The 24827-nt window shown below is 69.6% G+C and carries 20 protein-coding genes and 2 pseudogenes; 9 read left to right on the forward strand and 13 right to left on the reverse strand.

Annotated elements, in window-relative coordinates:
• The first annotated feature begins 3 nt into the window (after positions 1–3).
• Both OG522_RS35495 and OG522_RS35500 read left to right on the forward strand, forming a co-directional pair.
• Entirely contained in the window at positions 4–879 is an 876-nt protein-coding gene (locus tag OG522_RS35495; protein ID WP_329467149.1) for a papain-like cysteine protease family protein, read from the forward strand.
• A 10-nt stretch (positions 880–889) separates the two neighbouring features.
• Positions 890–1753 (forward strand): hypothetical protein, encoded by an 864-nt coding sequence (locus OG522_RS35500; RefSeq protein WP_329467150.1) that lies wholly within the window; start codon positions 890–892, stop codon positions 1751–1753.
• A 29-nt stretch (positions 1754–1782) separates the two neighbouring features.
• Here OG522_RS35500 and OG522_RS35505 read toward each other — a convergent pair whose 3' ends face one another.
• Positions 1783–2148, reverse strand: coding sequence for a hypothetical protein (locus tag OG522_RS35505; RefSeq protein WP_329467151.1), 366 nt, complete (start codon positions 2146–2148; stop codon positions 1783–1785).
• Positions 2149–2193: 45 nt separating this feature from the next.
• Between OG522_RS35505 and OG522_RS35510 the strand changes: the two are divergent.
• Positions 2194–2316 (forward strand): annotated as a pseudogene (locus OG522_RS35510) (GNAT family N-acetyltransferase); the annotation flags it as partial.
• 53 nt (positions 2317–2369) lie between these two features.
• On the opposite strand, the gene OG522_RS35515 reads toward OG522_RS35510, so the two are convergent.
• The 4 genes from OG522_RS35515 to OG522_RS35530 form a co-directional block, all read right to left on the reverse strand.
• A complete protein-coding gene (locus OG522_RS35515; RefSeq protein ID WP_329467152.1) occupies positions 2370–3014 on the reverse strand; it encodes a response regulator transcription factor in 645 nt (214 codons plus the stop codon).
• A complete protein-coding gene (locus OG522_RS35520) occupies positions 2978–4258 on the reverse strand; it encodes a sensor histidine kinase (RefSeq protein ID WP_329467153.1) in 1281 nt (426 codons plus the stop codon). The genes OG522_RS35515 and OG522_RS35520 overlap by 37 nt, the downstream gene beginning before the upstream one ends.
• Positions 4255–5094, reverse strand: a complete 840-nt coding sequence (locus OG522_RS35525; protein ID WP_329467154.1) for a CPBP family intramembrane glutamic endopeptidase — start codon at positions 5092–5094, stop codon at positions 4255–4257. Before OG522_RS35525 ends, OG522_RS35520 begins: the two co-directional genes overlap by 4 nt.
• 123 nt (positions 5095–5217) lie before the next feature.
• Positions 5218–6138 carry a CPBP family intramembrane glutamic endopeptidase gene (locus OG522_RS35530; RefSeq protein ID WP_329467155.1) on the reverse strand — a complete coding sequence of 307 codons (921 nt, stop codon included), beginning with the start codon at positions 6136–6138 and terminating at the stop codon, positions 5218–5220.
• A gap of 111 nt (positions 6139–6249) precedes the next feature.
• Here OG522_RS35530 and OG522_RS35535 point away from each other — a divergent pair, with 111 nt between their 5' ends.
• The 3 genes from OG522_RS35535 (at position 6250) to OG522_RS35545 (ending at position 10758) form a co-directional block, all read left to right on the forward strand.
• Entirely contained in the window at positions 6250–7494 is a 1245-nt protein-coding gene (locus tag OG522_RS35535) for a sensor histidine kinase (RefSeq protein WP_329467156.1), read from the forward strand.
• Positions 7476–8258 (forward strand): response regulator transcription factor, encoded by a 783-nt coding sequence (locus OG522_RS35540; RefSeq protein ID WP_329467157.1) that lies wholly within the window; start codon positions 7476–7478, stop codon positions 8256–8258. The genes OG522_RS35535 and OG522_RS35540 overlap by 19 nt, the downstream gene beginning before the upstream one ends.
• A gap of 589 nt (positions 8259–8847) precedes the next feature.
• Entirely contained in the window at positions 8848–10758 is a 1911-nt protein-coding gene (locus OG522_RS35545) for a glycoside hydrolase family 5 protein (RefSeq protein WP_329467158.1), read from the forward strand.
• A 190-nt stretch (positions 10759–10948) separates the two neighbouring features.
• Here OG522_RS35545 and OG522_RS35550 read toward each other — a convergent pair whose 3' ends face one another.
• Together OG522_RS35550 and OG522_RS35555 are read right to left on the reverse strand one after the other, a co-directional pair.
• Positions 10949–12097 (reverse strand): aminotransferase class V-fold PLP-dependent enzyme, encoded by a 1149-nt coding sequence (locus OG522_RS35550; protein ID WP_329467159.1) that lies wholly within the window; start codon positions 12095–12097, stop codon positions 10949–10951.
• Between the two features lie 208 nt (positions 12098–12305).
• The gene (locus OG522_RS35555) at positions 12306–14399 is read right to left on the reverse strand and encodes an alpha-galactosidase (protein ID WP_329467160.1); all 2094 of its coding nucleotides are present in this window, start codon (positions 14397–14399) and stop codon (positions 12306–12308) included.
• A gap of 769 nt (positions 14400–15168) precedes the next feature.
• On the opposite strand from OG522_RS35555, the gene OG522_RS35560 reads away from it, so the two are divergent.
• Positions 15169–15318: a transposase gene (locus OG522_RS35560; RefSeq protein WP_443074794.1), complete on the forward strand. Its 150-nt coding sequence runs from the start codon at positions 15169–15171 to the stop codon at positions 15316–15318.
• Positions 15319–15444: 126 nt separating this feature from the next.
• Entirely contained in the window at positions 15445–15672 is a 228-nt protein-coding gene (locus OG522_RS35565) for an RICIN domain-containing protein (protein WP_329467161.1), read from the forward strand.
• 67 nt (positions 15673–15739) lie between these two features.
• Here OG522_RS35565 and arfA read toward each other — a convergent pair whose 3' ends face one another.
• Positions 15740–17248 (reverse strand): arabinosylfuranosidase ArfA, encoded by a 1509-nt coding sequence (gene arfA / locus OG522_RS35570; RefSeq protein ID WP_329467162.1) that lies wholly within the window; start codon positions 17246–17248, stop codon positions 15740–15742.
• 520 nt (positions 17249–17768) lie between these two features.
• Between arfA and OG522_RS35575 the strand changes: the two genes are divergently transcribed.
• Complete coding sequence (locus OG522_RS35575) at positions 17769–19745, forward strand: alpha-glucuronidase (RefSeq protein WP_329467163.1); 1977 nt, start codon at positions 17769–17771, stop codon at positions 19743–19745.
• A 269-nt stretch (positions 19746–20014) separates the two neighbouring features.
• Here OG522_RS35575 and OG522_RS35580 read toward each other — a convergent pair.
• From OG522_RS35580 to OG522_RS35600, 5 genes and pseudogenes are all read right to left on the reverse strand, one after another.
• Positions 20015–20083 (reverse strand): annotated as a pseudogene (locus tag OG522_RS35580) (hypothetical protein); the annotation flags it as partial.
• 18 nt (positions 20084–20101) lie between these two features.
• Positions 20102–20791, reverse strand: a complete 690-nt coding sequence (locus OG522_RS35585) for a hypothetical protein (RefSeq protein ID WP_329467164.1) — start codon at positions 20789–20791, stop codon at positions 20102–20104.
• On the reverse strand, positions 20788–22260 hold the full coding sequence (locus tag OG522_RS35590) for a GH39 family glycosyl hydrolase (protein WP_329467165.1): 1473 nt from the start codon (positions 22258–22260) through the stop codon (positions 20788–20790). Before OG522_RS35590 ends, OG522_RS35585 begins: the two co-directional genes overlap by 4 nt.
• On the reverse strand, positions 22257–23912 hold the full coding sequence (locus OG522_RS35595; RefSeq protein ID WP_329467166.1) for an ABC transporter substrate-binding protein: 1656 nt from the start codon (positions 23910–23912) through the stop codon (positions 22257–22259). The genes OG522_RS35590 and OG522_RS35595 overlap by 4 nt, the downstream gene beginning before the upstream one ends.
• Positions 23913–23949: 37 nt before the next feature.
• A complete protein-coding gene (locus OG522_RS35600) occupies positions 23950–24822 on the reverse strand; it encodes a carbohydrate ABC transporter permease (RefSeq protein ID WP_329467858.1) in 873 nt (290 codons plus the stop codon).
• Positions 24823–24827 lie beyond the last annotated feature (5 nt).

Raw genomic sequence — 24827 nt, forward strand, 5'->3', positions numbered from 1 at the left:
CCCATGCACAGATTCCGCAGGACTTCCCGCATACCCGCTCATACGCCGACCCGCAGGCCGGGCGGCAGAAGGACACTCGCGTCCACAGTGGCCGCCGCCCTGTCCGCCGGCCTCCTGCTGGCCGTCGCCCCGCAGGCCCAGGCCGCCATCACCGGAACAGTCGTCGGCGGCCAGGGGAATTTCGCCACCGTCAACCAGCGTTCTCTGCCCACGCTGTCCTCCAACATCACCGGCAGCTCTCCGGTCGGCGACCACATCCCGATGGTCTGCCGGACCACCGGCGACGCCGTGGAGAACAACTCGCGCTGGATCTGGTCCGGCGCGTACTACCTCGCCGACGCATTCATCCGCGAGGACACCGGCAGCCTGCCGGTCTGCAGCTCCACCCGGCCCACCAGCTGGACGGTCCTCAACATCGGCATGCAGAAGCAGGTCCAGAATCAGTGGTGTTGGGACGCCTCGGGCCTGACCATCGCCAACTACTGGGGATACACCGGCTACACCCAGTACGACTTCTGCCGACTGGCCGCCCAGAACAGCTGGCTGGACTGCAACAACCAGCCCGCCACGCTCGACGACATGGCCAACGCCCTCAAGAACATGGGCTTCCGCAACAGCGGCACCGACCTCTACCGCAGCGCGTCCTTCAGCGAGACCCAGAACGAGATCGCGAACGGGCGCCCGCTCGCCGTCCGCATCGGCTGGACCTCCGGCGGCGGCCACATGAACGTCATCTACGGCTACGACAGCACCAGCAACATGGTGGCAGTCGGCGACCCGTGGCCCAGCACCCAGACCTACACCTGGTGGGACTACTCCACCTACGCCGGAAACAACTCCTTCCGGTGGACCCACACGCGCACAGGCATCCACGGCTAGGGGACCCACCATGCACCGTACAACCACACGCGCCGCCATCCTGTTCGCCGCCGCTGCCGCCACCCTGTGCGCGGGCGCTCCCGCGCAAGCCGCCGACCGCCCCACCGCACCCGCCGCGACCGACTACACCGCCGCTCAGCAAGTGCTGCGCTCCGGCCAGGTCCACGACACCGTTTCCCGCTTCCTGACGGCCGCCGAGCACCGTACGCCGGCCGCCGGCGCAGACGGCGGCACGGCCGGCAACCCGCGCGGCCTCGTCCAAGCCCCCACCACGTCACCCGGCTTCGACCTCAAGAAGCCCGTGCCGCTCTACGAACTCGCACCCGAGTTCGTCACCGGCAAGACCAAGCCGACCGCCGCCTCGGCTCTGCGGCTCTCCTACCTCGTCTCCCGTGTCTCCGCGGCCAATGGCCACCAGGCCGCCGTCCTGCTCGCCCAGAAACAGGGCGGCCACGCCTGGGAGCTGGCGGGGATCCGCGACGGCGACGCGGATGTCAGCACCGCCGAGCGCGGCACCGATCAGGAACAGACCTTCATGGAACCTCAGATCCACGCCTGGTACCGGGTGACCAGCAATGGCACCGTCGAACCACTCAACAAGGAGGCCGGCGTGGCCCTCCAAGGCAAGCAGCACGTCACCCTCAAGGCCTACCAGCAACTCGTCGCCAAGCGCTACAGCGACAAGCTCCCGGGCTCGGCCTACGACCGCAAGGGCCTCGCCGGCGGTTACGCCCCTGTCGAAGACCGGGCCCCCACCACGACGGCCGCTGCCGCCGGTTCCTCACGTCCCTGGCTCCCTGCCGCCTCCGGCGCGGCAGCCCTGTCGGCGGCAGGCGGAGGGCTCCTGCACCTGCGCCGCCGACGGCGCTCCTGACGTACAGCGCCGCCGGGACGAGCTCCCGGTCAGGGTGCAGCGGGTGAGGCGCCGGGGTCGGCCAGGGGCGAGCGCCGCCGCGCCGACGAGCCCGGCGTCTTTCCGGGCAGCGCCGGGACGAGCGTGAGGCGGGCCGCGAACGGCAGGGCCGCGTAGGTGGCGAGGTGACGTTGGCGGGGGAGTGAAGAAGACGGCACCGGCCTGGGCGACGCCGCCGCCCGGTTCGATCCCAGCCGGCCGGTCGCGGCCCTGCTGCACGGCGTGCCGCCGTGGATCGGCGACGACCAGCAGGTGGCGAACGTCGTCGCCGCACTGCGGGAACGGCTGCCGCCCGGCAGCGCATCGGGACGGAGATCTTCGGGCGGGCCGACCCGGGGCCCGGGTCCGACCGTCACCAACGCGTTCGCCCCTGAGAAGACAGACGGCTCTCCAACGGCCGGCAGAAGTCCGGCCTGTCGCTTCTCCGGCATTTCACCGGGGACTGGCCGGAGGCCATCGAGGGCTCCGAACATGGTGAGGTCGAGTATGAGCTCACGCGGGCCGGGTGGGAACGGAACCGATAGACACAGCCGGGCATGTCTGCCGGCGCCCAGCGTCCCGGGTGCCGGCGGACCGCTCAGCGCCGCAGGTAGGCGAGGACCGCGAGGACCCGGCGGTTGTCCTCCGCCGACGGGGCGATGCCGAGCTTCGCGAAAATGCTCGCGGTGTGCTTGGCGACGGCGCTCTCGCTGAAGTGGAGGGTTCCCGCGATGGCGGCGTTGGAGCGGCCCTCCGCCATGAGTTCCAGCACGTCGCGCTCGCGCGCGGTCAGGGCGGAGATGGTGCCGCGAGCCTCGCCACGTGCCAGCAGGCGTCCGATCACCTGCGGGTCCAGGACGGTGCCGCCCGCCGCGACACGGCGTACGGCGTCGACGAACTGGTCGCTGTCGGTCACCCGGTCCTTCAGCAGGTAGCCCACCGCGCCGTCTTCGCTCGACAGGAGCTCGTTCGCGTAGAGCTGGTCGACGTACTGTGACAGCACGAGCACCGGGAGCCCGCGGTGGCGGCGCCGGGCTTCGAGCGCGGCCTGCAGGCCCTCGTCGGTGTGGGTCGGCGGCAGGCGTACGTCGACGACTGCCACGTCCGGCCGCTCCTCTACCAGCGCGCGCAGCAGTCCGGGGCCGTTGTCCACAGCGGCGACGACGTCGAAGCCCTGCTCGGTGAGCGTGCGGACCAGGCCGTCCCTCAGCAGGAAGAGGTCTTCGGCAAGGACGACGCGCACGGGATCTCCAAGGTGACGGTGGTCGGGCCGCCCTGCGGGCTGTGCAGGACGAGGCTCCCCTCGAAGGTAGCCAACCGCCCCCGGACGCCGAGCAACCCGGTCCCCCGGGAGGGATCCGCACCACCGCGGCCGTCGTCGGTGACGGTGACGCGCAGCCGCGGCCCGCCGGTGCCCATGTCCTCATGCACCAGCAGGACGCCCACGCGGCCGGCACCGGAATGCTTCGCCGCGTTGGCCAGTAGCTCGTTGACGGCGAAGTAGGCGGCCGACTCCACGGCGGCCGGCAGCCGTCCGGCCATCCGGACGTCGACATCCACGTCGAGGAAGCTGTCGAGGGCCAGGGAGCGCACGGCGTCGCCCAGACCACGATCGACCAGGACCGGCGGCTGGATGCCCCGGACCAGGCCGCGCAGGTCTTCAAGGGCCCGCCCGGACAGCTCGCGCACCTCCAGCAGCGCGGCCCGAGCGGCCGGCGGATCGTTCTCCAGCAGCCGGGTCGCGCTGTCCAGGCGCATCCCGAGGGCGACGAGGCGGGCTTGGGCCCCGTCGTGCAGATCCCGCTCGATGCGCCGCAGTTCGGCCGCCCGGTCGTCCAGCACCTCGGCCCGGCTGTCCGTCAGCTCCCCGACGCGCCGACGGAGTTCGGTGACGCGCGGGGCGGCGAGCAGCCGCTGTCCCCACCGCGCGTGCAGGCGCAGGACGGGCGGTGCGAGGAGCAGCCCCGCCGCCGCGAAGCCGAGACCCAGTAGGGCCGCCGCGAGCATCAGGCCGGTGCTGTGCACGGGCACGAAGGCGTACCAGTTGCCGTCGTCCAGGGGCCGCCACACGAACGGCTGCACGAGCACTCCGAACAGCCCGTACACGACCAGGGACGGTGGTCCGGCGACCAGCAGACCGCCCATCGTGGGCTCCACCCACGCCCAGGCCAGCTCCCGCCAGAATCCGGCGTCGGCCAGGACCGCGCGCGCCCCTGCGGCCCGCGGGAGCGGATCCGGTTCGGTGATCCGCACCCCCGACCACCGCGCCGCCCGCTGCCGGGCGCGGTCGGCGCAGCGACGCAACGCGGCCGCGGCGGGCGGCAGCAGGCGCAGGCCCAATCCGACGGGGAGCAGGAGCAGGGCTCCGACGACGCCCGCTCCGACGGCGGTCACCCGCAGGTCCAGCAGACCGGTGAGGTGGCAGCGGCCGACGGCGGCTGAGCGGCGGGACAACGCCGCACGGAGTGAGCGTGATTTCGAACTCATGTCCTGTGCAGGGTAGTCGCGGCGTGCACCGCCGCTCGCTCCGGTGCACGCCGGCCGCCGCTGAGTACGACCGCGATCACGGCCACCGCCAGGCAGGACAGCCCGAAGCAGAGCATGGGCAGGATGGCTCCGGACTCCTCGTCCAGGAAGAGGAGCAGTCCGAGGTTGACCAGGGCGTGGAAGCCGCCCGCGTACAGCAGCCTCCGCCACCCGCCCAGACCTTCGAGCGCGATGCCCAGGACCACCGACATCGCCACCGTGGCCACGAGGAACCCGGCGGCGTAGAGGGGCGCCTGGGCGAAGACTTGCACGTGCCAGGCTCCCCACAGCACGCCTACCGTCACCGAGGCGGCGATCGTCCCCAGAGGGCTGCGCAGCAGTGGCTGGAGGTAGCAGCGCCAGCCGACCTCCTCCCCACAGGCTCCCACCAGCTGCGCGACCACGATCAGCGCGAACGGGTGCTGCAGAGACCACGGCGACGTGAACGGCACCTCCCCGCGGACCGCGTAGTGCCCGAGCACGCAGAGCGCAACGATCAGCCCGGCCGCACCGAGCAGCACCGCACCGCCCAGGGGGCCGGGACCCGAACCCGCCCCGGCGGCGCCCCGCAGCAGCTCGAACGTCCGCTGGCGCCGGTACAGCGCGGCCGCGCCCACCGCGAGGGCCGGCCCGAACTGGGTCAGTTGCACGACCTCTTGCGGTATACCGGTCGCCGGCTGCACCACCCCCAGCGCCCCAGCCGCCACGGAGGCCACGACCGTGAACATGACCACCGTGCCCCATACTCCGCCTCGCCGCTCCGTCCGCCCCGCGAAGTCCGCATGCATGCGCCCCATGAGCACCTTCCTGTCCCTGGCGATGAATCAGTACGCGGACCACGATGCCGCCCGGCGCCCGGCGGACCATTGCACCTGGCAACCGGGCCGGGGTGGACCTGGATACACCCCTCTCCCCGTGTCCTACGGTGAGATACGCCTGGCCGCCCCGGACACCCCGGAGCCGTCCTCCCCACCGAACCGGGCCACCACGCCGTGCCCGCCGCGGCGGCGGTACGCCAGCCAGACGCCCACCACCGCGAGGGCGCTCGCCGGCCAGGTCGCGATGCTCAACGGCCCGGCGAGCAGCGGGTCGACGAGCGTGCCCGAGACGTGGCGGGTCAGCGGCAGCGCGAACTCGTTGAGCGACACGTGCGCCGCGACGGCCGCCCACACCGACCCGGTAGCGAGCCGGACGGCCGCGATCACCGTTCCGAGCAGCATCGCGGTCACCACCGCGACCGGTATCCCCAGCAGCACCGGATGGCCGGGGTAGCTCCCGCCGAGCGCGGTCATCGGCACGTGCCATGCCCCCCAGATCGCCCCGCCGAGCAGCAGTCCGCGGATCCGGCCGCGTTGGACCAGCCGGGGCAGCATGTAGCCCTGCCAGCCGAGTTCCTCCCCGAAGTACAGCGGCACGGACACCAGCGCGCTCAGCACGAGCGGCGTGACCGTGCCGGGCCTGGGTAGGTGCGCCGGGACGTACCAGCCGGCGAGGGTCGAGACGGCCAGTCCGACGGCGGTGAGGCCCAGCGGGACCGTGAGCGCTGCGCTCACGCAGCGCAGTTCATGCCGCCACGGTGTGGACCGCATGAGTCCGAGGACGCGCACGGCCTCGCGCGCCCCCCGCCGGTGCGCGGTGAGACCGAAGGCGGTCAGCGCTGGGACCAGCATCATCAGGATCATGCACAGCGCCGCCAGCGGCGGCGTCTCCTGCGCGGCGCTCGTCCGACGCAGGCCGTCGAGCCACAGCGGGACCATGGTCAGCCACGCTCCGGCGAAGCTGATCACCAGGAAGGGGACGAGCCCGGGGCTCGGACGTTCTCGCGAGTTCGCTCGTTTCATGATGGCGACGCTACGAACCACAGGGTGACCAGGGCGATCGTGCGCGCTCCCCTCAACATGGTGTAGCTGGCCCCACTGTGCCGGGAGGCCGGGGGAGGAAGACTGGGTGCGGTGATTGACCTATCAACGGCCCGTAGGCACGCGCTGCGCTCCGCCCGCGCCGCCGGCTACTGCGCCGCCGTGTCCGCCCACGGCGTGGCCCTCGTCGTGCTGGTACCCGTGCTGGTGTACTCCGCCGTGCTCTGCCTCGTCGGCGTGGGCCTGCTCGTCCTGCCGCTCGAACTCCGGCTGCTGCGCCGGCTCGCCGACGCCGAGCGCATCCAGCTGGGACGCTGGACGGCGACACCCGCCACGCCGGCCGGACCGCACCCCCGAAGCACCCTGATGGCAGTGCTGTCCGACCCGGCTGGCCGCCGCGACCTGCGCTGGGCGCCCTGCATGGCGGTCGCCGGAACCCTGCTCGGGTTCATCGGCGCGGCGATCTTCCTGCTTCCGGCGGCCGTCCTCGTCCTGATCTGTCTCTGGTGGCTGTTCCCCGCCGACGATCCGATCCGGCCCCTGCTGAATGTCCCGATCGACGGCTGGGGATCCGCGGTCTACGCCGGAGTGCCCCAGCTCCTGCTCAGCCTGCTGCTCGCCCGGTTCGGCCCACCCCTGATCGCCAGGCTGGCGGCGGCATCGAGTCGGCGGCTGCTCGCCCCCTCGGCCGCCGCGGCACTCGCCGAGCGCGTGGCGGCCCTGGACCACACGCGGACCGGGGCGATCAAGGCGCACGGCGACGAGTTGCGCCGCATCGAACGCGACCTGCACGACGGCACCCAGGCCCGGCTCGTATCCCTCGCCATGCAGCTCGGCCTCGCCGAACGGACCCTCGGCTCCGACCCCGCGGCCGTGGGCCCGCTGCTGACCCGGGCGCGGGAAGGCGCCGAGGAAGCGATGGCTGAACTGCGCGACTTCCTGCGCTCCGTCTACCCGCCGGTCCTCGCCAACCGGGGCCTGGCCGGCGCGCTCTCGGCCGTCGTCGCCCGCTGCCCCGTGCCCGCCACCGCGCACCTTGACGAACTGGGCCCGGTACCGGCGCAGGTCGAGGTCGCCGTGTACTTCGCCATCACCGAGGCCCTCACCAACGCGGCCAAACACAGCCACGCCCGCTCCGCGTCGGTCACCCTGGCCAGGGTCGACGACACGCTCCGCGCGGAGATCATCGACGACGGCCGGGGCGGGGCGGCCGAGGGCGGCGGCACCGGGCTACGCGGCATGCGCCGACGCGTCGAGGCAGTCGACGGCGTACTGCGGGTGCAGAGCCCGCTAGGCGGCCCCACCGTCATCATTGTGGAGTGCCCGTGCGCATCCTGATCGCCGAGGACAACGCACTCCTCGCACGGGGGCTTTCCGCGATGCTGGAAGCCCTGGGGAACGAGGTGCCCGCCGTCACCCAGGACGCCGACTCCTTCGTGACGGCGGCTCTCGCCCACCGTCCGGACGTGGCTGTGGTCGACGTCCGCCTCCCCCCGACCTTCACCGACGAGGGCATCAGAGCGGCACTCCGCGCCAGGGAACACGTCCCCGGCCTCCCCGTCCTCGTGCTCTCCCAGTACGTCGAGGACACCTACGCCCGAGAGCTCATCGCCGACGGCACCGGCGTCGGCTACCTCCTCAAGGACCGCGTCGCCCGCGTCGACGACTTCCTCGACGCCCTCCACCGGGTGGCGGCCGGCGGCACCGCGCTCGACCCCGAAGTGGTCCGCCAACTCCTGGCGACGGGCGCCAACCCGCTGACGCGGCTGACGGAGCGTGAACGCGAGGTACTCGCGATGATGGCCCAGGGATACGGCAACTCCGAGATCGCCGACCGCCTCGTCGTCACGGAGCGGGCCGTGCACAAGCACGTCGGCAACATCTTCGTGAAGCTCGAACTCCCACCCGAGGACAGCGGCCACCGGCGCGTCCTCGCCGTTCTCACCTATCTCGGCTCCCCCCACAGACCTCGGCGGGCGGTGAAGGCCGAGCCGGACGCTGTACCGCCGGACGGGCCGGGGCGGTCGCCAGCACGGACCGCGCCGTGGTCGGCGCCGAAAGCGTCCCGCAGACGGCCCGGTCGTCGGGCCCCCGACCGGTGAGGCGCGGCGGGCGTCGACGGCGAGTCGATCGAGCAGTTCGAGGCTGACCTGCGGGGCAACCGCTACAAGCGCGTGTCGTCGGGGTGCTACTTCCCGCCGCCGGTACGAATGGTGGAGATCGACAAGCCGGGAGGACGCGGGGGTCAGGACGAACGCGGCTTCTCCGGCGGGTACTCGACGCTGGCCCACTACATGCGACCCCTGAGCGACGGGGCATCGTGTCCGAGCTCGACAAGACAGACGGCCCCTTCCCGGGGGCGTCGTCCTTTGCGCGGCGCCGGGCGCTGCCGGAGCCGTCCTGGCGGCTGACCGGCAGAGTCCTCGGCGTGTGCCGATCTCACGTTGCCAGACGCGGAGTTGACCGGTGAGGAGGCCTGTTCGCCTTGGCCCACCTGATGTGCGGAGACACTTTCGCCCAGCCTCCCACCCCGCACACTCATCATCGCCCATCCCTCTTGGTGATTCCTTTACCCATCGGCCCGTTGTACCCGACGGTAACAGGACTTCATGCTGCTCTGAGGCGCCGAGGCGTTGCCCACCGAGTGCCTCAACTCGACGTCCGGGGCGGCCTGTCGAGAAGGAGCAACGGATGATCGGTCTTCTGTCGCGCTGCACCCTGGCCCTGGTCGTGACGGCCGGGCTCTTCATCAGCGGCTCCGCGCCCATGGCGTCGGCAGCAACCGCGGAAGCGGGCCGCTCGGCGAAGTCCCTCGCCGACTCCTGGACCGGGCCACTGTCCACCAGGGGCCACTACATCGTCGACGCCGGCGGCAGCAGGTTCAAGCTCAAGTCCGCCAACTGGGGTGGTGCTCAAGGAAGTTGGACCGGATCGGGCGACAGTGCCGACCCCGCCAACCATCATGCGGGCGAGGACTCCTTCAACATTCCCATCGGCCTGGACCGGGTGCCGCTCGCCGGCCTCCTCGCCGACTTCCACCAACTCGGCATCAACAGCGTGCGGCTGCCCTTCTCCAACGCGCTGGTCCACAACACCCTCCCCGTCCCGGACGCTGCCGTCGCCGCCAACCCCCAGCTGCGCGGCAGAACACCTCTCCAGGTGTACGACGCCGTTGTCGATGCCCTCACCCAGGACGGCTTCGCGGTCATCCTCAACAACCACACCAACATGGCGCGTTGGTGCTGCGGCCTCGACGGGAACGAACGCTGGAACACCTCGCAGTCGACCGCCCAATGGGTGGACGACTGGGCGTTCATGGCGGGCCGCTACCGGGACAACAAGCGCGTCGTGGGCGCCGACCTGTACAACGAGGTACGGCGCACGATCCTGGACGACCCCAACTGGGGCGGCGGCGACGACCACGACTGGTTCACCGCCGCCCAGCAGGCGGCCGACCGTATCCAGACCCAGGCCGATCCGGACCTGCTCATCGTCATCGAGGGGATCAACTGGACGGGGATCCCCGTCGACGGACTCCCTCATGGCCGCCCCACCCTCACCCCCGCCCGTACGCTCTCACACACCCTGCTGCGGTCCGGAAAGCTGGTGTACTCGGCGCACTTCTACGGCTTCACCGGACCGAACCACTCGGGCGCCTACGGCACCGGCGAGACCCATGACCCCCGCTACCAGGACCTGTCCCGCACCGACCTCTACGACGTGCTGCGGCAGGAGGCGTTCTTCGTCACCGACGAGGGACAGCACTACACGGCACCGCTGTGGATCAGCGAATTCGGCACCGGTGCCACGGAAACCGAGCCCAAGGCCCGCGCCTGGTTCGCCAACTTCACGGACTACCTCGCCACGAACGACGCAGATTTCGGGTACTGGCCGCTGGTCGGCTGGAGCGGACCTGCCGGGCAGGGCGACGACTACGCGTTGCTGCGCTACGACACCGCCGGGCACCGCTCCGGAGTGCTCGACGGGACCGACTGGCGCGCGGCCGGCTGGCAGAACCTGCTCAACTACCCTTCCCGTACCGGCCCGATCGCCGTGCCGGCGCGGTGGAACATGCTGGACCTCGACCACGCGGACGCCGTCCGGTCGCTGCGCATCGCGGCCCTCGGCGACTGGGACCCGGGCGCCCGCAAGGGGGCCTGCCCCGACGGCCAGCGTCTCATCGCCCTGGCCCACACCGGGGGCCGCGGCCTCTGCACCGATACCGGCACGGGCGACCTGCGAGCGGCGGGCGAGGGATATACCGTCGTACGGGACGAGCGGTACGTCACCCGCGGGGACTGGGCGAACGGTTACACCAAGCTGGAGTGCCCAGCCGGACAATTCCTGACCGGGTACGCGGTGCGCGGCGCGGCCCTTTCGTCGGCACTGTGCGTACCGGCCCGCACCCCGCTCGGGGCCACCGGCCGCACCGTGTGGTTCGACCGGGGCGACAACCGCCCCGCCGGATCCGCGGGCGGTGAATTCGCGTACGGCAGCTACAAGGGCCAGTGCGCCGAGGGCGAGTACGCGGCCGGGATCGCCTACACCGCCCGCGTGGGCTCCTCGTCCGCACCGGACGCGCTGCTGTGCCGAGCACTGTAGGTGTGGTGGGGCCTTATGGGGACGTACCCCATGGCGTCGGCCGTCTGCTGTGGGGACGAAACCCATAGCGTCGACCGTCTGTATGGGGCCGTGCCCCATAGGGGCCGGTCGTCCCCACCCCACCCGGCGACGTGGCCGCACCCGCGGGGCTCCCTGCCCGCTCCACGGGTGCGAGGGGCGGTCGCACGCTTCAGCGTCCGGCCAGCAGGGCGCGCAGGTTCGCCGCCAAGTGCTCGTACTCCTGGGGCTTGTTGTAGATCTGTCCGCAGATCCGGATGCCGCCCCCGCCCGGCCAGGGCCAGATCAGCACCCGGCAACCGAGCCGGGCGGCGATCGTCTCGCGCAGCGCGGCGGCCTCGTCGAGGGTGCGGGCCACCCCTGGCGGCAGGCGCAGCGCACGCATGGCCAGTGCGTCGTGGCCCGGCAGCGGAGTCAGTCCCGCGGTGCGGGCGAGCAGTTCGGCACCGTATGCGGCCAGGGCGCTGTTGTGGGCGCGAACCCGTTGGGCACCGAGCTGGGCAAGCAGGTCCAGCCCTTCGGGGGCGACGAGCCAGCCGGTGTAATCGATGGTGGCCCGGTACTCCACGGCACGGGGGAAGCCCCGGTGGTCCTCCCACGAGCGGACAGGCGCACGCACCCCGGTCCGGTGAGCCGGGGCCACCGCCAGCACGGCGGTGCCCGGCGGAGCGTACCCCCACTTGTGCAGATTGCCGAACCAGAAGTCGGGTCGGCCGGAGAGCGGTTCGGCCAGCATGCCGGGCGCGTGGGCGCCGTCCACGACCGTGGTCACCCCGCGCTCGGCGAGGTCGGCCAGCAGCGTGGGCGTGGCGATCTGTCGTGCGGTGGGCGAACTGATCTGGTCGAGCAACGCCACCGTCGTACGGGGCGTCACGGCGGCGAGCACCGCCTCGCGCACGGCGTCCTCGTCGGGCAGTGCCGGGTCGAGGGAGACGGTGTTCAGGCGGGCTCGGCGAGCCGCTGCCCGGACGACAGTCCCATAACCGTGGTCGGTCACCAGGATCTCGTCGTCCTGCCGCAGACGCAGCGCGTCCATCACGACATGGGCGGCCTCGGTTGCGTTGGTGACGAAGGCGAGCTCCTCCCGGTCGGCGCCCAGGTGATCGGCGACGCGACCGCGGGATGCGGCGAGGCGGTCCGGCGCGGCCAGAAAGAAGGCATCGGGGTCGGCGTCCGCCTCCGTCAGCAGGCGTCGCTGGGCCTGCGCCACCGGTCGTGGTACGGCGCCGAAGGACCCGTGGTTGAGGTGGGCCACCCGTGGGCTGAGCCCGAACAGTCCGGGACCGCCAGGGAACTCGGCGGGTGCCGTGGGCATGGTCATGTGAGGGCGTCCTCCGAGTCGTCGCCGGGCTGCCCCGGCGGGAGTTGAAGTGCTGCTGATTTCCTTCTGGCTCTGGACGCGGCGACGAGGTCGTCAGTCCGGGCACGCCCGCTTGGGGGCGGCATGCCGCCGAAGCCGCATACCCCGGAGGGGCGGCCCGGTGGGTCACCGGGCCGCCTGCGGGCGACGCCTGTGCGGGACAGGTGGGTCAGGACATGAGGGTCCATGTCTGCCCGGACGCTGCCGTATCGGGCTGGTCGAGGACGACGGGCGAGGTGGCCGTGGCCTGCGGGGCATCCAGTTCCAGACCGGTCGCCACGTTTGTGATGGCCAGGTGGCCGGTGCTGGTGTTCTGGACCACGCGCCATTTCTGGTACGGGCTGTTCGGGTCGTAGCCGTTGAGTACCCAGGCTCGTCCGCCGACCGAAGCGGGCCCGGTCAGCGTGCCGTGGGCCTGCGTGCCGGTGGAGCAGTTGTCGGTGATGTGCACGGTGCCGTCGGAGTTGGGGTCGAACCGCCACTGCTCCGAAGTGTGCGAACTCCACCAGGTGTTGATGTCGGTGGTCGAGCCGTCGGAGGCGCTGCAGGTGCCCTGGACCTCAAGGACCTGGCCGCCGGTGCCGCCGGCGCTGATGCCGTGGTACCGGCCGTCCCCGATCACGGCCGCAGGAACCGTGGCCGGCAGCGGCCTGAGCCGGTACAGCGCGACTCCGTGCGGGGCGACCGGCGCGCTGATCGTCCCGGTGACGTTGCCGGTGGCGCCGGTCCACAGCTCCTTGGAGGAGTAGCCGGGGCCGGTGAGGCCGAGCGTGCTCAAGTCGGTCGAAATGGTCTGGGTGTTGGACGGGTCCTGGTTGACCAGCAGCACGGCGGTGTCACCGTTTGCCAGGGGCCGCTTGAGGACGAGCGGTGCGGTACTGCTGCTCGGTGGGTTTCCGACCAGAGTGGCGGGCTTGGCGCCGTCCTGGTCGACGGCGATCACATCGGAGTTCTTGTAGATCGCCAAGGCGGAGTCGCTGATGCCGGTGGACCAGGTGACACCGTTGTATGTGTGCTGGGAGTCGGCCGGAGTACGTAGGTCCGCGCCGGTGATGAGTGGGGAGGCCATCATCGCCAGGACCGACATCTCGCTGCGCGACTCGGTGTCGCTCATGGGTTTGTGGCAGGTGCAGGTGTCGGTGACGCCGTACAGCCCGTAGGGGCTCTGCCAGCCAGCAAACATCATGTCCATGTCATTCCAGCTTCCCGGTCTGACATTGCCCGGGTAGCGCAGGGCGGTCTGCAACTGGCCGTTGTAGAGCACGCCTTCCAGGTCCGGGCCGCGGTCGCCGCCGATCCGGCAGAGGTTCGCCACCTGCCCGCACCAGACGCCGGTCGGGGCGTACCCCGGGGCCTGGCGCGCGGGGGTGCCCGTGGCAGTGATGACGGGGTCGCTACGGGCGGGGTCGTCCTGCGCCAGCAAGTAGGGCACACCGGTGTGCACCGGCTGCGCCGAGACGCTGAGCGCCACCCGCGGGCGCCCCTGCGCGGCGGACGTCGCGTCGAGTGCCCGCTGGAAGTCCTGGACCCGGGCATAGATGGACCGCGTCAGCTCCCTTCCCTCGCCCTGTGTGTAGTAGTTGTAGCCGTCCGGACCGGTGATCTGCGGACCGTAGGGGCAGTCGTCGTACTTGACGTAGTCCACGCCCCAGGAGACGAAGTCGGCGGCATCGACCGCCTCGTGCCCGAGGCTGCCCGGGTGCCCTTGGCAGGTGGTGTAGGTGTCGGTGGCGTACAGGCCGAACTTCATGCCTTTGCTGTGGGCGTACCAGCTCAGGTACTCGATGCCGTTGAGGGTCTTCCCGTTGACGGTGTGGGACGGGAAGTGGTCCGGGTCCGGAATGAGGTGACCCGTCGTCAGGTCGAATCCACTTCCGTCGGTGCCACTCGTGGGGTTGCGGTTGGCGTCGTAGAGCTGCATGGCGCCGTAGGAGTTCTTGACCAGGCCGGTGCTCTGGCCGTCGCGGTGGTTGACCGACCAGCCGTCGTCGATGGTGACGGTGTTGTAGCCGGCCGCCGCCAGGCCGCGCGAGGCCATGAAGTCGATCGTCTGGACGACCTGATCCTGGGTCACCGCGGTGCCCAGGGTGTTCCAGGAGTTCCAACCCATGGGAGGGGTGAGGGCAAGTCCGTTGTCCAGAGCCGCCGCCGGGGAGGACCCGGCGACGACGGCGGCGAGGCCCGATACCGCGAGCGACAGCGCGGTGAGCGCGTGAAGTGCGGCGCGGGGTAGGGGTAGGGGCACGGGTAGGCGTAGACGCATGGAGAACTCCAGGTGTGCGCGATTGCACGAACGAGGTGGCTTGTTGGGTTCTGTTGAATCCATCTCCAGAGATCGACGGCTGGAGGAATCTTCAAACAGAAAGCAACGCATGATAGCCAGCCGGGGAAGGCGACCTCAAGGGTTCGCGCACCGATCCTTCGCGACCACGACGGGCAGTCGGATCGCCGGGACCGGACGGCGATTCATTCTCAACTGCTCAGAAGTGCGGGCGAATTGATGGAGCGTCACTTCTACTGGGGGCCCCGGGAGGGGAGCGGGCTTGGGCCTTGCCCGCAGGCAGGCGATCCCGCTGAATCGTTGACGATGTGTCCGGCAGGCCCAAAGTCGGACGATGAGCAATCGGGGCAAATCGCCATCGACACGCGCACGGTCTCTTCCGTGCTCCCGCCCGCGAGGGGTCGTCGGAGAAGTGGGGCTGCCAACTCTCTTGACATCACAGTGCAATGGCACTGTGATATGTCACATGATGAATGAGCGTGTTGGTTTCTGAGAGTTTGACGGGCCCTCAGATATCACACGTTGTTGCCAGCGTTCCGCCTCAACCGCGCCACCGAGACCGTCGGTATCTTGCCTGCCATCAACAGCCGGGCTTGGCCAGATCCGTGTCACAACAACCGCGCTTCAAGCCCAACCGATCCTGATCATCTGCCGGTGTCGCACAGAGGGGTGTGCCACAGGGGCCACCCCCTGAGTGGTGGACACGCTGATACTGGGTCTGATTGATCCGGAGGAAGCGAGAAGACCGCCAATGGCGATGAAGGACTACTCGGACGAGTGCAAGGCCGATGCCGTGGCCCTGTACGAGTCCATACCCGGGGCGGTCTACAAGAGCATCGCTGCTGACCTGGGCATCAACCGGGCGACCTTGCGCGAGTGGGTGTTTTCTGGGGGACCGTGAACGCCGTGGCATCCCCAATGCTTGACACCAACATCGTCAACCGGCTCGCCGAAGTCGGAGCAGCCTGGAGCTCCGACACTTCCAGGCCGCCGCTGCCGAGGCAACTGCGCCCGGAACAACGGCTTCGTGCGAATCCAGGCGACCGCGGCCATCGGCGGCTACGCCAACATGGGCGGCGTCCGGATCGGCGGCCGGGCGGCAAAGCCGACCGGTGACGGCCACTACTTCCTCGTCAACCGCTCCAGCGGACTCTGCCTGGCCGTCGAGGATGGCGAAGCCGCCGACGGCGCCGCCATCGAGCAACCGCCGTACGCGTCACTGGCACGGCAGCAGCGGCAGATCATCGCCCTGTGACGAATCCCGGCGACGGGGGCGGGCGCCGTTAGGCGATGCCCCGCCGCCGGCTCCACATCTCAGTCGGTCAGGCGAGGCGGATCATATTCCAGGACAGCGGTTCGAGGGTCGCGCTGAGCGCGCCGTTCTCCAGCACGGTGCCGGTCGCCCCGTGCGGGGCGACGCGCTCAGGGTCGGCCAGGGTGTTGCGGGCCTCGGGGTTGGCGTCGGCCAGCGCGCTGTGCTCCACGACGGCCGTCAAATCGAGTCCCACAAGGGTGACTTCGAGCGGCAGGGCGTCGGTCTGGCTGCGGTTGACCGCGAACACCGTGACGGTGCCGTCGTCGGCTCGCACCGCCGTGGCGTGCAGGAGCGGGACCTCGCCGTACCTCTTCGTCTCGTACGTCGGCGAGTCGACCCGCACGTTCAGGACCTGCCCGCGGCCGTGGCGCGAAGCCTGGGCGAAGGGGAAGAACGTGGTCTGGCGCCAGGCGGGGCCGCCGGGCTCCGTGAGGATCGGCGCGATGACGTTGACCAGCTGCGCCAGGCAGGCGACGGTCACCCGGTCCGCGTGCCGGAGCAGAGCGATGAGGAGCGAGCCGAAGACGACCGCGTCCGTGACGGTGTAGTTGTCCTCAAGCAAGCGCGGGGTCTGGGGCCAGTCGAGGGCGCTGACCTCGGCCTCGGTGCGGGAGAGGTACCAGACGTTCCATTCGTCGAAGGAGAGGTTGATCCGCTTCTTCGACTTGAGGCGAGCGCCCACGTGGTCGCAGGTGGCGACGACGTTCTCGATGAAGGACTCCATGTCGACGGCCGAGGCGAGGAACGAGTCCCGGTCTCCGTCGAGTTCCTCGTAGTACGCGTGCAGGGATATGTGGTCGACGAGGTCGTACGTCTCGGCGAGCACCGTGGCCTCCCAGGCGCCGAAGGTCTCCATCGACTGGCCCGAGGAGCCGCAGACGACGAGTTCGACGGCCGGGTCGATCTGGCGCATCGCGCGGGCGGTCTCGGCGGCGAGGCGGCCGTATTCCCCGGCGGTCTTGTGGCCGGTCTGCCAGGGGCCGTCCATCTCGTTGCCCAGGCACCACATCCTGATCCCGAAGGGCGCCTTGTCGCCGTGTGCGGCGCGTAGGTCGGACAGTGCCGTGCCCGAGGGGTGGTTGGCGTACTCCTGGAGCTCCAGCGCTTCGAGGACGCCTCTGGTGCCGAGGTTGACGGCCATCATCGGTTCGGCCTCGGGGCCCAGCTTCTTGACGAAAGCGATGTACTCGGAGAGGCCGAAGCGGTTGGTCTCCGTCGAGCGCCAGGCCAGGTCGAGCCGGCGCGGACGGTCCGCCACGGGGCCTATGGAGTCCTCCCACTTGTACCCGGAGACGAAGTTGCCGCCGGGGTAGCGGACGGCGGTGACGCCGAGTTCGCGGATGAGGTCGAGTACGTCGCCGCGGAGTCCGGCCTCGTCCGCCGTGGGGTGGCCCGGCTCGAAGATGCCAGTGTAGACGCAGCGGCCCAGGTGCTCCACGAAGGAGCCGAAGAGGCGGGGGTCCACATCGGCGACGGTGAAGCCCGGATGGAGTGCGAAGCGGGCGATACGAGTCATGACTGCCTCAACTTTGTTCGATATCCCGGACGTTGAACGGAAGACCGGACAGACCGTAAGGTGAGCTGCGCCGTGGGTCAATGGGGCCCGGGGCAACGGCTGAGATCCGGCGGGGAGTTCAACGGTCACCACCGACGGCCGTCGGTGGCCATCTCCGATGCCGCGTGCGCGACGCGTGATCGGCGCTCCGACGTCATGGCCCGTTCCGGCTCGCCCTCTCCCCCTCCTCTTCCCGCACACGGCCTTGGACGGCAGCCTCGACCACCCCTCGCTCGTGGTCTCCACCATGGCCGGGGCCAACACCGGCAGTCTCGTCGACGGCAGGCGTTGGGCCCGGCGGACCCCGGGTGTCACCAAGTTCACCCAGGACTTCAACATGCTTGATATCGGCTCGGCGCGGCACGCAACGGAGTCGCTAATTTGGTAAGTGCCTTGACGAATTAGGGGTCGGGGCCGGGAGAATCCGTTCAGCTCAAGGTGCTTGCTGCTGCGACGTGCTGGCCTGTGAGGGGATTCGTCCATGGTGGTATCTGGCTCCGCCGCGTCCGGACCGGCCAGGGACGTGCATCCTGCCTGGCTCCCGGACGAGGCGCTGCGCGCGATCGGCTCGCGACGGTGCCGGGTCACGGGTACCGGCCCGCTCGTGGACACCGTGCGGTACGAGGTCGAGCGGGCCCGCGGGCTGCACGGAGGAGGCGGTGATGGCGAGTTGCATCTGAGCATTGCCGAGGGGACCCGACCCGAGGAGTTCACCCTCCACCGGACGCCCGAGTGCACGACCGTCACCGCCTCGACCGGTGCCGGGCTGCTGTACGGCTACTTCCACGTCGTGCGGCTCGGCGAGGCCGCGTTCACCTCGGCCCCGCCCGAGACCCATCGGCCCGCTGTCCCGCTGCGCATGCTGAACCACTGGGACAACGTCGACGTCCACCCCGTCATGGGCCAGGTCGAGCGCGGCTACTCGGGCGGCTCATTGTTCTGGCAGGACGGCGCGGCACGCGGCGACCTTGCCCGGGTGCGGGCCTATGGGCGGCTCCTCGCGGCCAGCGGGATCAACGCCCTCAGCGTCAACAACGTCAACGTCCATGCGGCCGAGGCCCGTCTGCTCACCGACCGCACCGACGAAGTGGCAGCCATTGCAGGCGAGTTGAGAGCGTACGGGGTCCGCACTCATCTCTCCGTCAGTTTCGCCGCACCGATGCTCCTCGGCGGTCTTGACACCGCGGATCCGCTCGACAAGGGGGTGCGTGAGTGGTGGCGGCGAGCCGTCGACCACGTGTACGCGCGCATCCCCGACTTCGGCGGCTTCGTCGTCAAGGCCGACTCCGAGGGGCAGCCGGGCCCCTTCGTGTACGGTCGCAGCCACGCCGACGGCGCGAACCTGCTCGCCGAGGCGCTCGCCCCGCACGGCGGCACCGTGCACTGGCGCGCCTTCGTCTACGACCACACCCAGGACTGGCGCGACCGCACCACCGACCGGGCCCGCGCCGCCTACGACCATTTCGCTCCGCTCGACGGGAAGTTCGCGGCCAACGCCGCCCTCCAGGTCAAACACGGCCCGATGGACTTCCAGGTCCGAGAACCCGTCTCCCCGGTGATCGGCGCCCTGCCCCGCACCCGGCTCGCCGTCGAGCTCCAGGCCACCCAGGAGTACACCGGCCAGCAGCGCCATGTGTGCGCGCTCGCGCCGATGTGGTCACAGGTGCTGCGGTTCCGGCCGCGAGGGGACGGCGGCCCGACCGTCGGCGAACTGGCGGGCGGCCTGGTGGCGGTGTCGAACGCCGGGGCCGATCCGTTCTGGATGGGGCATCCGCTCGCGCAGTTCAACCTGTACGCGTTCGGGCGGCTCGCCTGGAATCCGGACGCCGAGCCTGGTCAAATAGTGGCTGAATGGACCGAGTTGACGTTCACTCCCGATCTGACTGGCGACCCTGAGCGGCTGCGGGCCGGGATCCGCGCCGTCCTGGCCGGCTCCTGGGCCACGTACGAGAAATACACGGCACCCCTCGGCGTCGGCTTCATGGTGCAGCCGGGCCACCACTACGGGCCGAGCGTCGACGGGTACGAGTACAGCCCCTGGGGTACCTACCACTTCGCCGACCGCGACGGGATCGGCGTCGACCGCAGCCGGGCCACCGGCACCGGGTACGCGGCGCAGTACGCGAAGCCCTGGTCGGACATGTACGAGACGCCTGCGACCTGCCCAGACGACTTGCTCCTCTTCTTCCACCATGTGCCGTACGCCCATGTGCTGCACAGCGGGAAGACCGTGATCCAGCACATCTACGACACCCACTTCGAAGGGGTCGAGGAGGCCGAGGAGGCGCAGCGCACCTGGGCGTCGATCGCCGGTCTGGTCGCGCCGGATGTGCACGCCCGCGTGGCCGAGCGGTACGTCGAGCAGGTGCGCGGCGCCCGTGAGTGGCGCGACCAGGTCAACAGCTACTTCCTGCGCAAGTCCGGGGTACCGGACGCGAAGGGCCGGACGATCTACTGAAGGCGGTGCACGGCGGCGCCCAGCGGGGCGGGCGTGAACCTTTCGCCGTGCTCCACAGGCCTGTCGTGCGGGCCGCACGACAAGAGGCGTGCACCACGTCCTGGGAGTGCGCGCGCCCAGCGTCACCGCGCCGAGCGACGCCAACCCGCTGTGGGCGCGCTCCAGGATGGCGTCGGGCACGGTGACGTCGTAGGTGTCCGGGGAAAGTTGGAGTAGCGACATGTGGACACGCCGACGGTGAGCATGTCGGTCCCCGCCTTCGTGAACAGGCGGTGGTCCTCGCCCCAGACGTCCTTCGACCACTGCTCGGGGTTGTAGTCACCCCCGTACGGACCCATACGGAATCCGTTGGCCGCTCAGCACGTGAAGTCCTCCCGGGTCTCGGCTATCATCCGTCGGCTGCTGTGCAGCAGCGACAGCAGCATCAGCGAGGTGAGCAGCAACGGCAGCGCCTCCGTCAGCCACCACGTCCCGGCCGCCGCGACGACGAGCAGACTCGCCGCGCCCGCCGACGCCCCTCGCCGGCGCAGAAGGAAGTGCCCGGCGAGCCGCGCCGTGTCGACCGCGCGGAACGTGAACAGGGCTGTCAGGACAAGAGCGTTGGCACCCCACAGCAGCGATCCGCAACCGATGGCCGCGAGCAGCGCCGCCCACCAACTCGGCAGGCCGGTCGCCGCGAAGTGCGTGAGGGTGTAGGTGATGACCGTCATCCAGGCTGAAAGAGGCATCCATATACGCAGTGCGGCAACGGAATTCAGGTTCAGTCCGCGCAGGTAGGTTTGGGCCGGGTGGAGTTCCGCGAGGTCCGTGCTGCGGTGGTGCAGCGCGTATAGCGCGGCTGCGAGCGCCGGGCCCAGGGGCAGCAGACACAGCGCGGCCAGTGGAAGATTGGTCGGGGCGCCGCCGAGGAAGAGCAGGCCCGCGAGGCTCGGCGACAGCGTCGCCAGGAACAGTGCCTCGACCGTGAGCAGCGTGTGCACCAAGGCAGCGCCCCGGGACAGCGGGCCCCGGCCGAACGCCGCCCCGGCCGTGGCCTTCGAGCTCACTGGCCGCCTCCGAGCAGGCGCCTCTCGTCCCACCACGGAGGAGCTTCGTCCTCGACGGGGCTCAGCTCCACGAGCGTCACCTCGTGTCGCTCCAGTGTGAGATCGACCGTGACCTCCGACTCCCGTACGGGAAGCCGTAGATGGGAACGGGCGGGCTCCGCCGCTTCATGCAGCACGTCGATCTGGCTCGGGCGCGGGGAGCGCGGGCTGCCCATGCGCCGCCATGTCGTGTACGCGTTGCCGCGCTCCTCGTCGACGCTCGACCGGCGCAGGAACACCTCCCCACCCGTCATCGGCACGGTCAGACGGACGGTGTGCCCCTGTGATCCCGGCGTCGCCCCACTGGCATCGACCGGCGCCCACACGAGCACCGAGACCCGCCCGTCCGCGTGCCGCGTGACGAGATGGTCGTCACCCCGAGCCAGGACCTCTTCGCCCGTACGCGCCATGAAGGCGTACAAGTGGTAGGTCGGCTTCCGCACCTGGCGGTGCGTCAAAAGCCCGAAGCCGCCGTGGAACAGTGCCGTCGGCACCCCCACCTCCTCGAACATGTCGCTGAACGTCCAGTACGAGAAGGAGTCAACGAGGTCCCCGCCTTGGGCCACCACCGGCGCCAGGTAGGCGGTGTTGAAGGCTGTGTCGTGTATCGCGTTGTCCGGACGGTAGGACGAGTTGAACTCCGTGATGTGTACCGGAATCTCGGCGAGTGGCGTCCCCTTCAGCGCCTCGCGCGGCTGGGCGAACTGGTCGAGGAGGCCCCGTGCCGGTTCCAGGGTCTGATACCTGCCGAACGGCACCTCCTGGACGGGGCCCGAGGTGTACGCATGCCGCGACACGAAGTCCACCGGTACGTCACGGGCCGTACAGAACTCGGCGAAGCGGCCTATCCAGTCGTCCGAGCCCGGCGAGATCGCCGGGCCGCCGACCTGGAGCGAGGCGTCGACCTCCTTCACCGTGCGTGCGGTCACCTCGTACAGCTGGTGGTAGGCGGACTCGTCGGCGCCCTCCCAGAAGACGTCGAGGTTCGGCTCGTTCCACACCTCGATGGGCCAGGTGCGGACCTCATGGATCCCGTACCGGTCGATGAGATGGCTCAGTGTCGTCCGCACCAGATCTGCCCACTCGTGGTGCGAGGACGGCGGCGTCACGTTCCCCGCCCACCAGAAGACGGTCTGATCGCCGGATGCCAACTCGCGAGGCATGAAGCCCAGTTCCAGGAACGGGCGGATGCCGAGGTCCAGATACGTGTCCATGATCTGATCGACGTACGTGAACGAGTGGTGCACCCGCCGCTCGCCCTCCCACTCGTAGGGCCGGTGCACCCCCATCCCGTCACTGAACAAGCCGTGCCCGCGGATGTGCTGAAAGCCGATCTCGCGCTGCACCAGGGCAAGGGACTCCTGGTAGTCACGGCGCAGGGCGAGTTCGAGGCGTCCGGTGCCGACGCAGGTGCGCCACGGGGCCGTCACGCGTGCTTCTCCTTGAAACGATCGGCCGCCTTGTTGTGCAGATCGACGAGTTGCCGCATGTTTCTGGCCCTCAACTCGCCCTGGAACGTGTCCCATTCGGACATCGGCCGCTTGCCGAGCACGAACTTCAGCGCGTTCTGGATGGTGAGGTCCTTCAGCGGGGTGTCCCACAGCGTTGCCTGCTCCTGCTCGGCCGAGTCCAGCGGGTGCGGCGGATCGATCGGCAGCTGCCGCCGCTTCGCCATTGCGTCCTGGAACTTCTTCTCGTCCGGGCTGAACGACGAGGAGACCAGCTCCCAGCCGCCGCCGTACGTGAAGACGCCGTTGAAGAAGCCGAAGTCCTTCTGCAGGTCCCGTGGCGCGTCCGGGTTCGAGCCCATCAGGCTGATGCCGTCCTTGAGCCGGTACGTTCCGCCGGTCTTCGTGTACGTGACGCCCTCGACGCCCCACTTGCAGAACTCCTGGCCCTCGTCCGAGTAGAACAGCCAGTCCACGAACTGCATCGTGGCGACGAACGTGTCCGCCTTCAGTGCCTTGCTGGAGACCATCACGCCGTTCTCCAGACGGGCCCCGCCGAGGACGACTTCGCCTGCCGGGCCGATCGGTACCGGGATCATCTCGATCTTCGCACCCTTGACCTGCTTGTTCAGGTTGTAGCGGTAGTTCTGCACCAGCTCCTGCGGGTTGGCGCTGATGGCGAACGACTTCTCGGCGAGCAGCTTCTGCACTGCTTGGTCGTCCTGCTGTGTGAAGGACTCCGGGTCGAGCAGCTTCTCGGCGACAAGCCTTCGCAGGTAGTCGACCATTGCTTTGAAGGCGTCTTGCGTGGCCGTGAAGACGAACTTGCCGGCCTTGGTGTCATAGCTGAGGTTGTCGTAGCTCCAGCCCGCCTTCACTCCGTACGCCTGGCCGAGATAGCCGAACAACGCCCCGCACGGGAACGGGGTGTTGATGCTCCAGCGGTCCGTCATCGGGTACTTGTCGGGGTACTCCTCCTTGAGCGCTTTGAAGACGCCGTACACCTCGTCCCACGTGGTCGGCAGCGACAGCTTCAGCTTGTCGAGGACGTCCGTGCGCAGGGAGAGGGAGTAGCCCGACTTCACCTTCTCGTGCAGACCCGGCAGCAGGTAGTACTTGCCGTCGGACTGGCGGATGGAGTCGAGCTCCGGCTCAAGCTGCCACTTTTTCACCCTGGCCTGGTAGTTGGGCATCAGGTGCACGTACTCGCTGACCGGGATGACCGCACCCGACGAGACGAACGGGACCTCGGAGGGGTGGTACGTCTTCGGGATCAGGAAGGGGGCGTCGCCCGAGCCGATGAGGACAGCGCGCTTCTTCTCGTAGTCGGCGAGCGGGACGTCGACGATCTCCAGGGTGACGCCGGTGCGTTTGGTGACCTCCTTCCACAAGAGCCAGCTCTTCCTGGTGGGATAGACCGGGTTGTTGTTGTGCAGTGTCGAGAAGGTCAGGGCTTTGGTGGCCTGGAACCGGTCACCCAGCCTGTACTGCTTCATCGCCCCGTTCTGCTTCTTGGACAGGTCCCTGCTGTCCGAGCCGTCGTCGCCGCTGCCGCAGGCGGTGAGCGTGGCGAGGCCGACGAAACCGGCGGCGGCGAGGATCTGGCGCCGCGAGAGCTGCCCGGCGTTCTTCACTGGAACTCCTTGGAGGGAAAGGAAAACTGATGATGAGTCAGCCCTTGACGGCGCCGAGCATCACGCCCTTGACGAAGTAGCGCTGGACGAACGGGTACACGCAGAGGACCGGCAGCGCCGTGAGCAGGATCGCGACGGCCTGGATGTTGGCGCCGACCTGGCTGAGCTGGTCGGTGGCGGCGCCGGCGTTGGTGCCGCCCGTGGAGCCCAGGATGAGATTGCGCAGATAGACGGTGACCGGCATCCGCTCCGCGTCGTCGAGATAGAGGAGCGCGCTGAACCACGAGTTCCAGAACGACACCGAATAGAAGAGCGCCATCGTCGCCACGACTGCTTTGGACAGCGGCAGCACGACCTTGAGCAGGATCCCGTACGTGCTCAGGCCGTCGATCTGGGCGGCCTCCTCAAGATCGGACGGCATGTTCTCGAAGAAGGCCTTCATCACCAGCAGGTTGAAGACACTGATCGCGTTGGGCAGGGCGATGGCCCAGATGCTGTTCTTCAGGCCGAGGCTCGTGATCAGGACGTAGTTCGGAATGAGACCACCGGTGAAGAACATGGTGAACACCGCGATGCCGACGAGCACGGTGCGGCCCCGCAGGTGCCGCTTCGACAGGACGTAGGCGTAGCAGGTCGTCAGGACCATGGCGACGGCCGTCGACACCACCGTGTAGAGCACGGTGTTGCCGTAGTTGCGCCAGAACATCGAGTCCTTGAAGACGATCTTGTATGTGGTGAGGTTGAAGCCCTCTGGCCACAGCGACACCTTGCCGGCGCGGATCTGGCGCTCCCCGCTGAACGACCTCGCGACGATGTTGACGAACGGGTACAGGGTGACGGCCACGACGAGCGTGTGCACGACCGCGTTGGCACTCTGGAAGACGCGGTATCCCCGGGACGGGCGGCTGATTCCGG

Source organism: Streptomyces sp. NBC_01431 (assembly GCF_036231355.1).
In the GTDB taxonomy this organism is placed as follows: domain Bacteria; phylum Actinomycetota; class Actinomycetes; order Streptomycetales; family Streptomycetaceae; genus Streptomyces.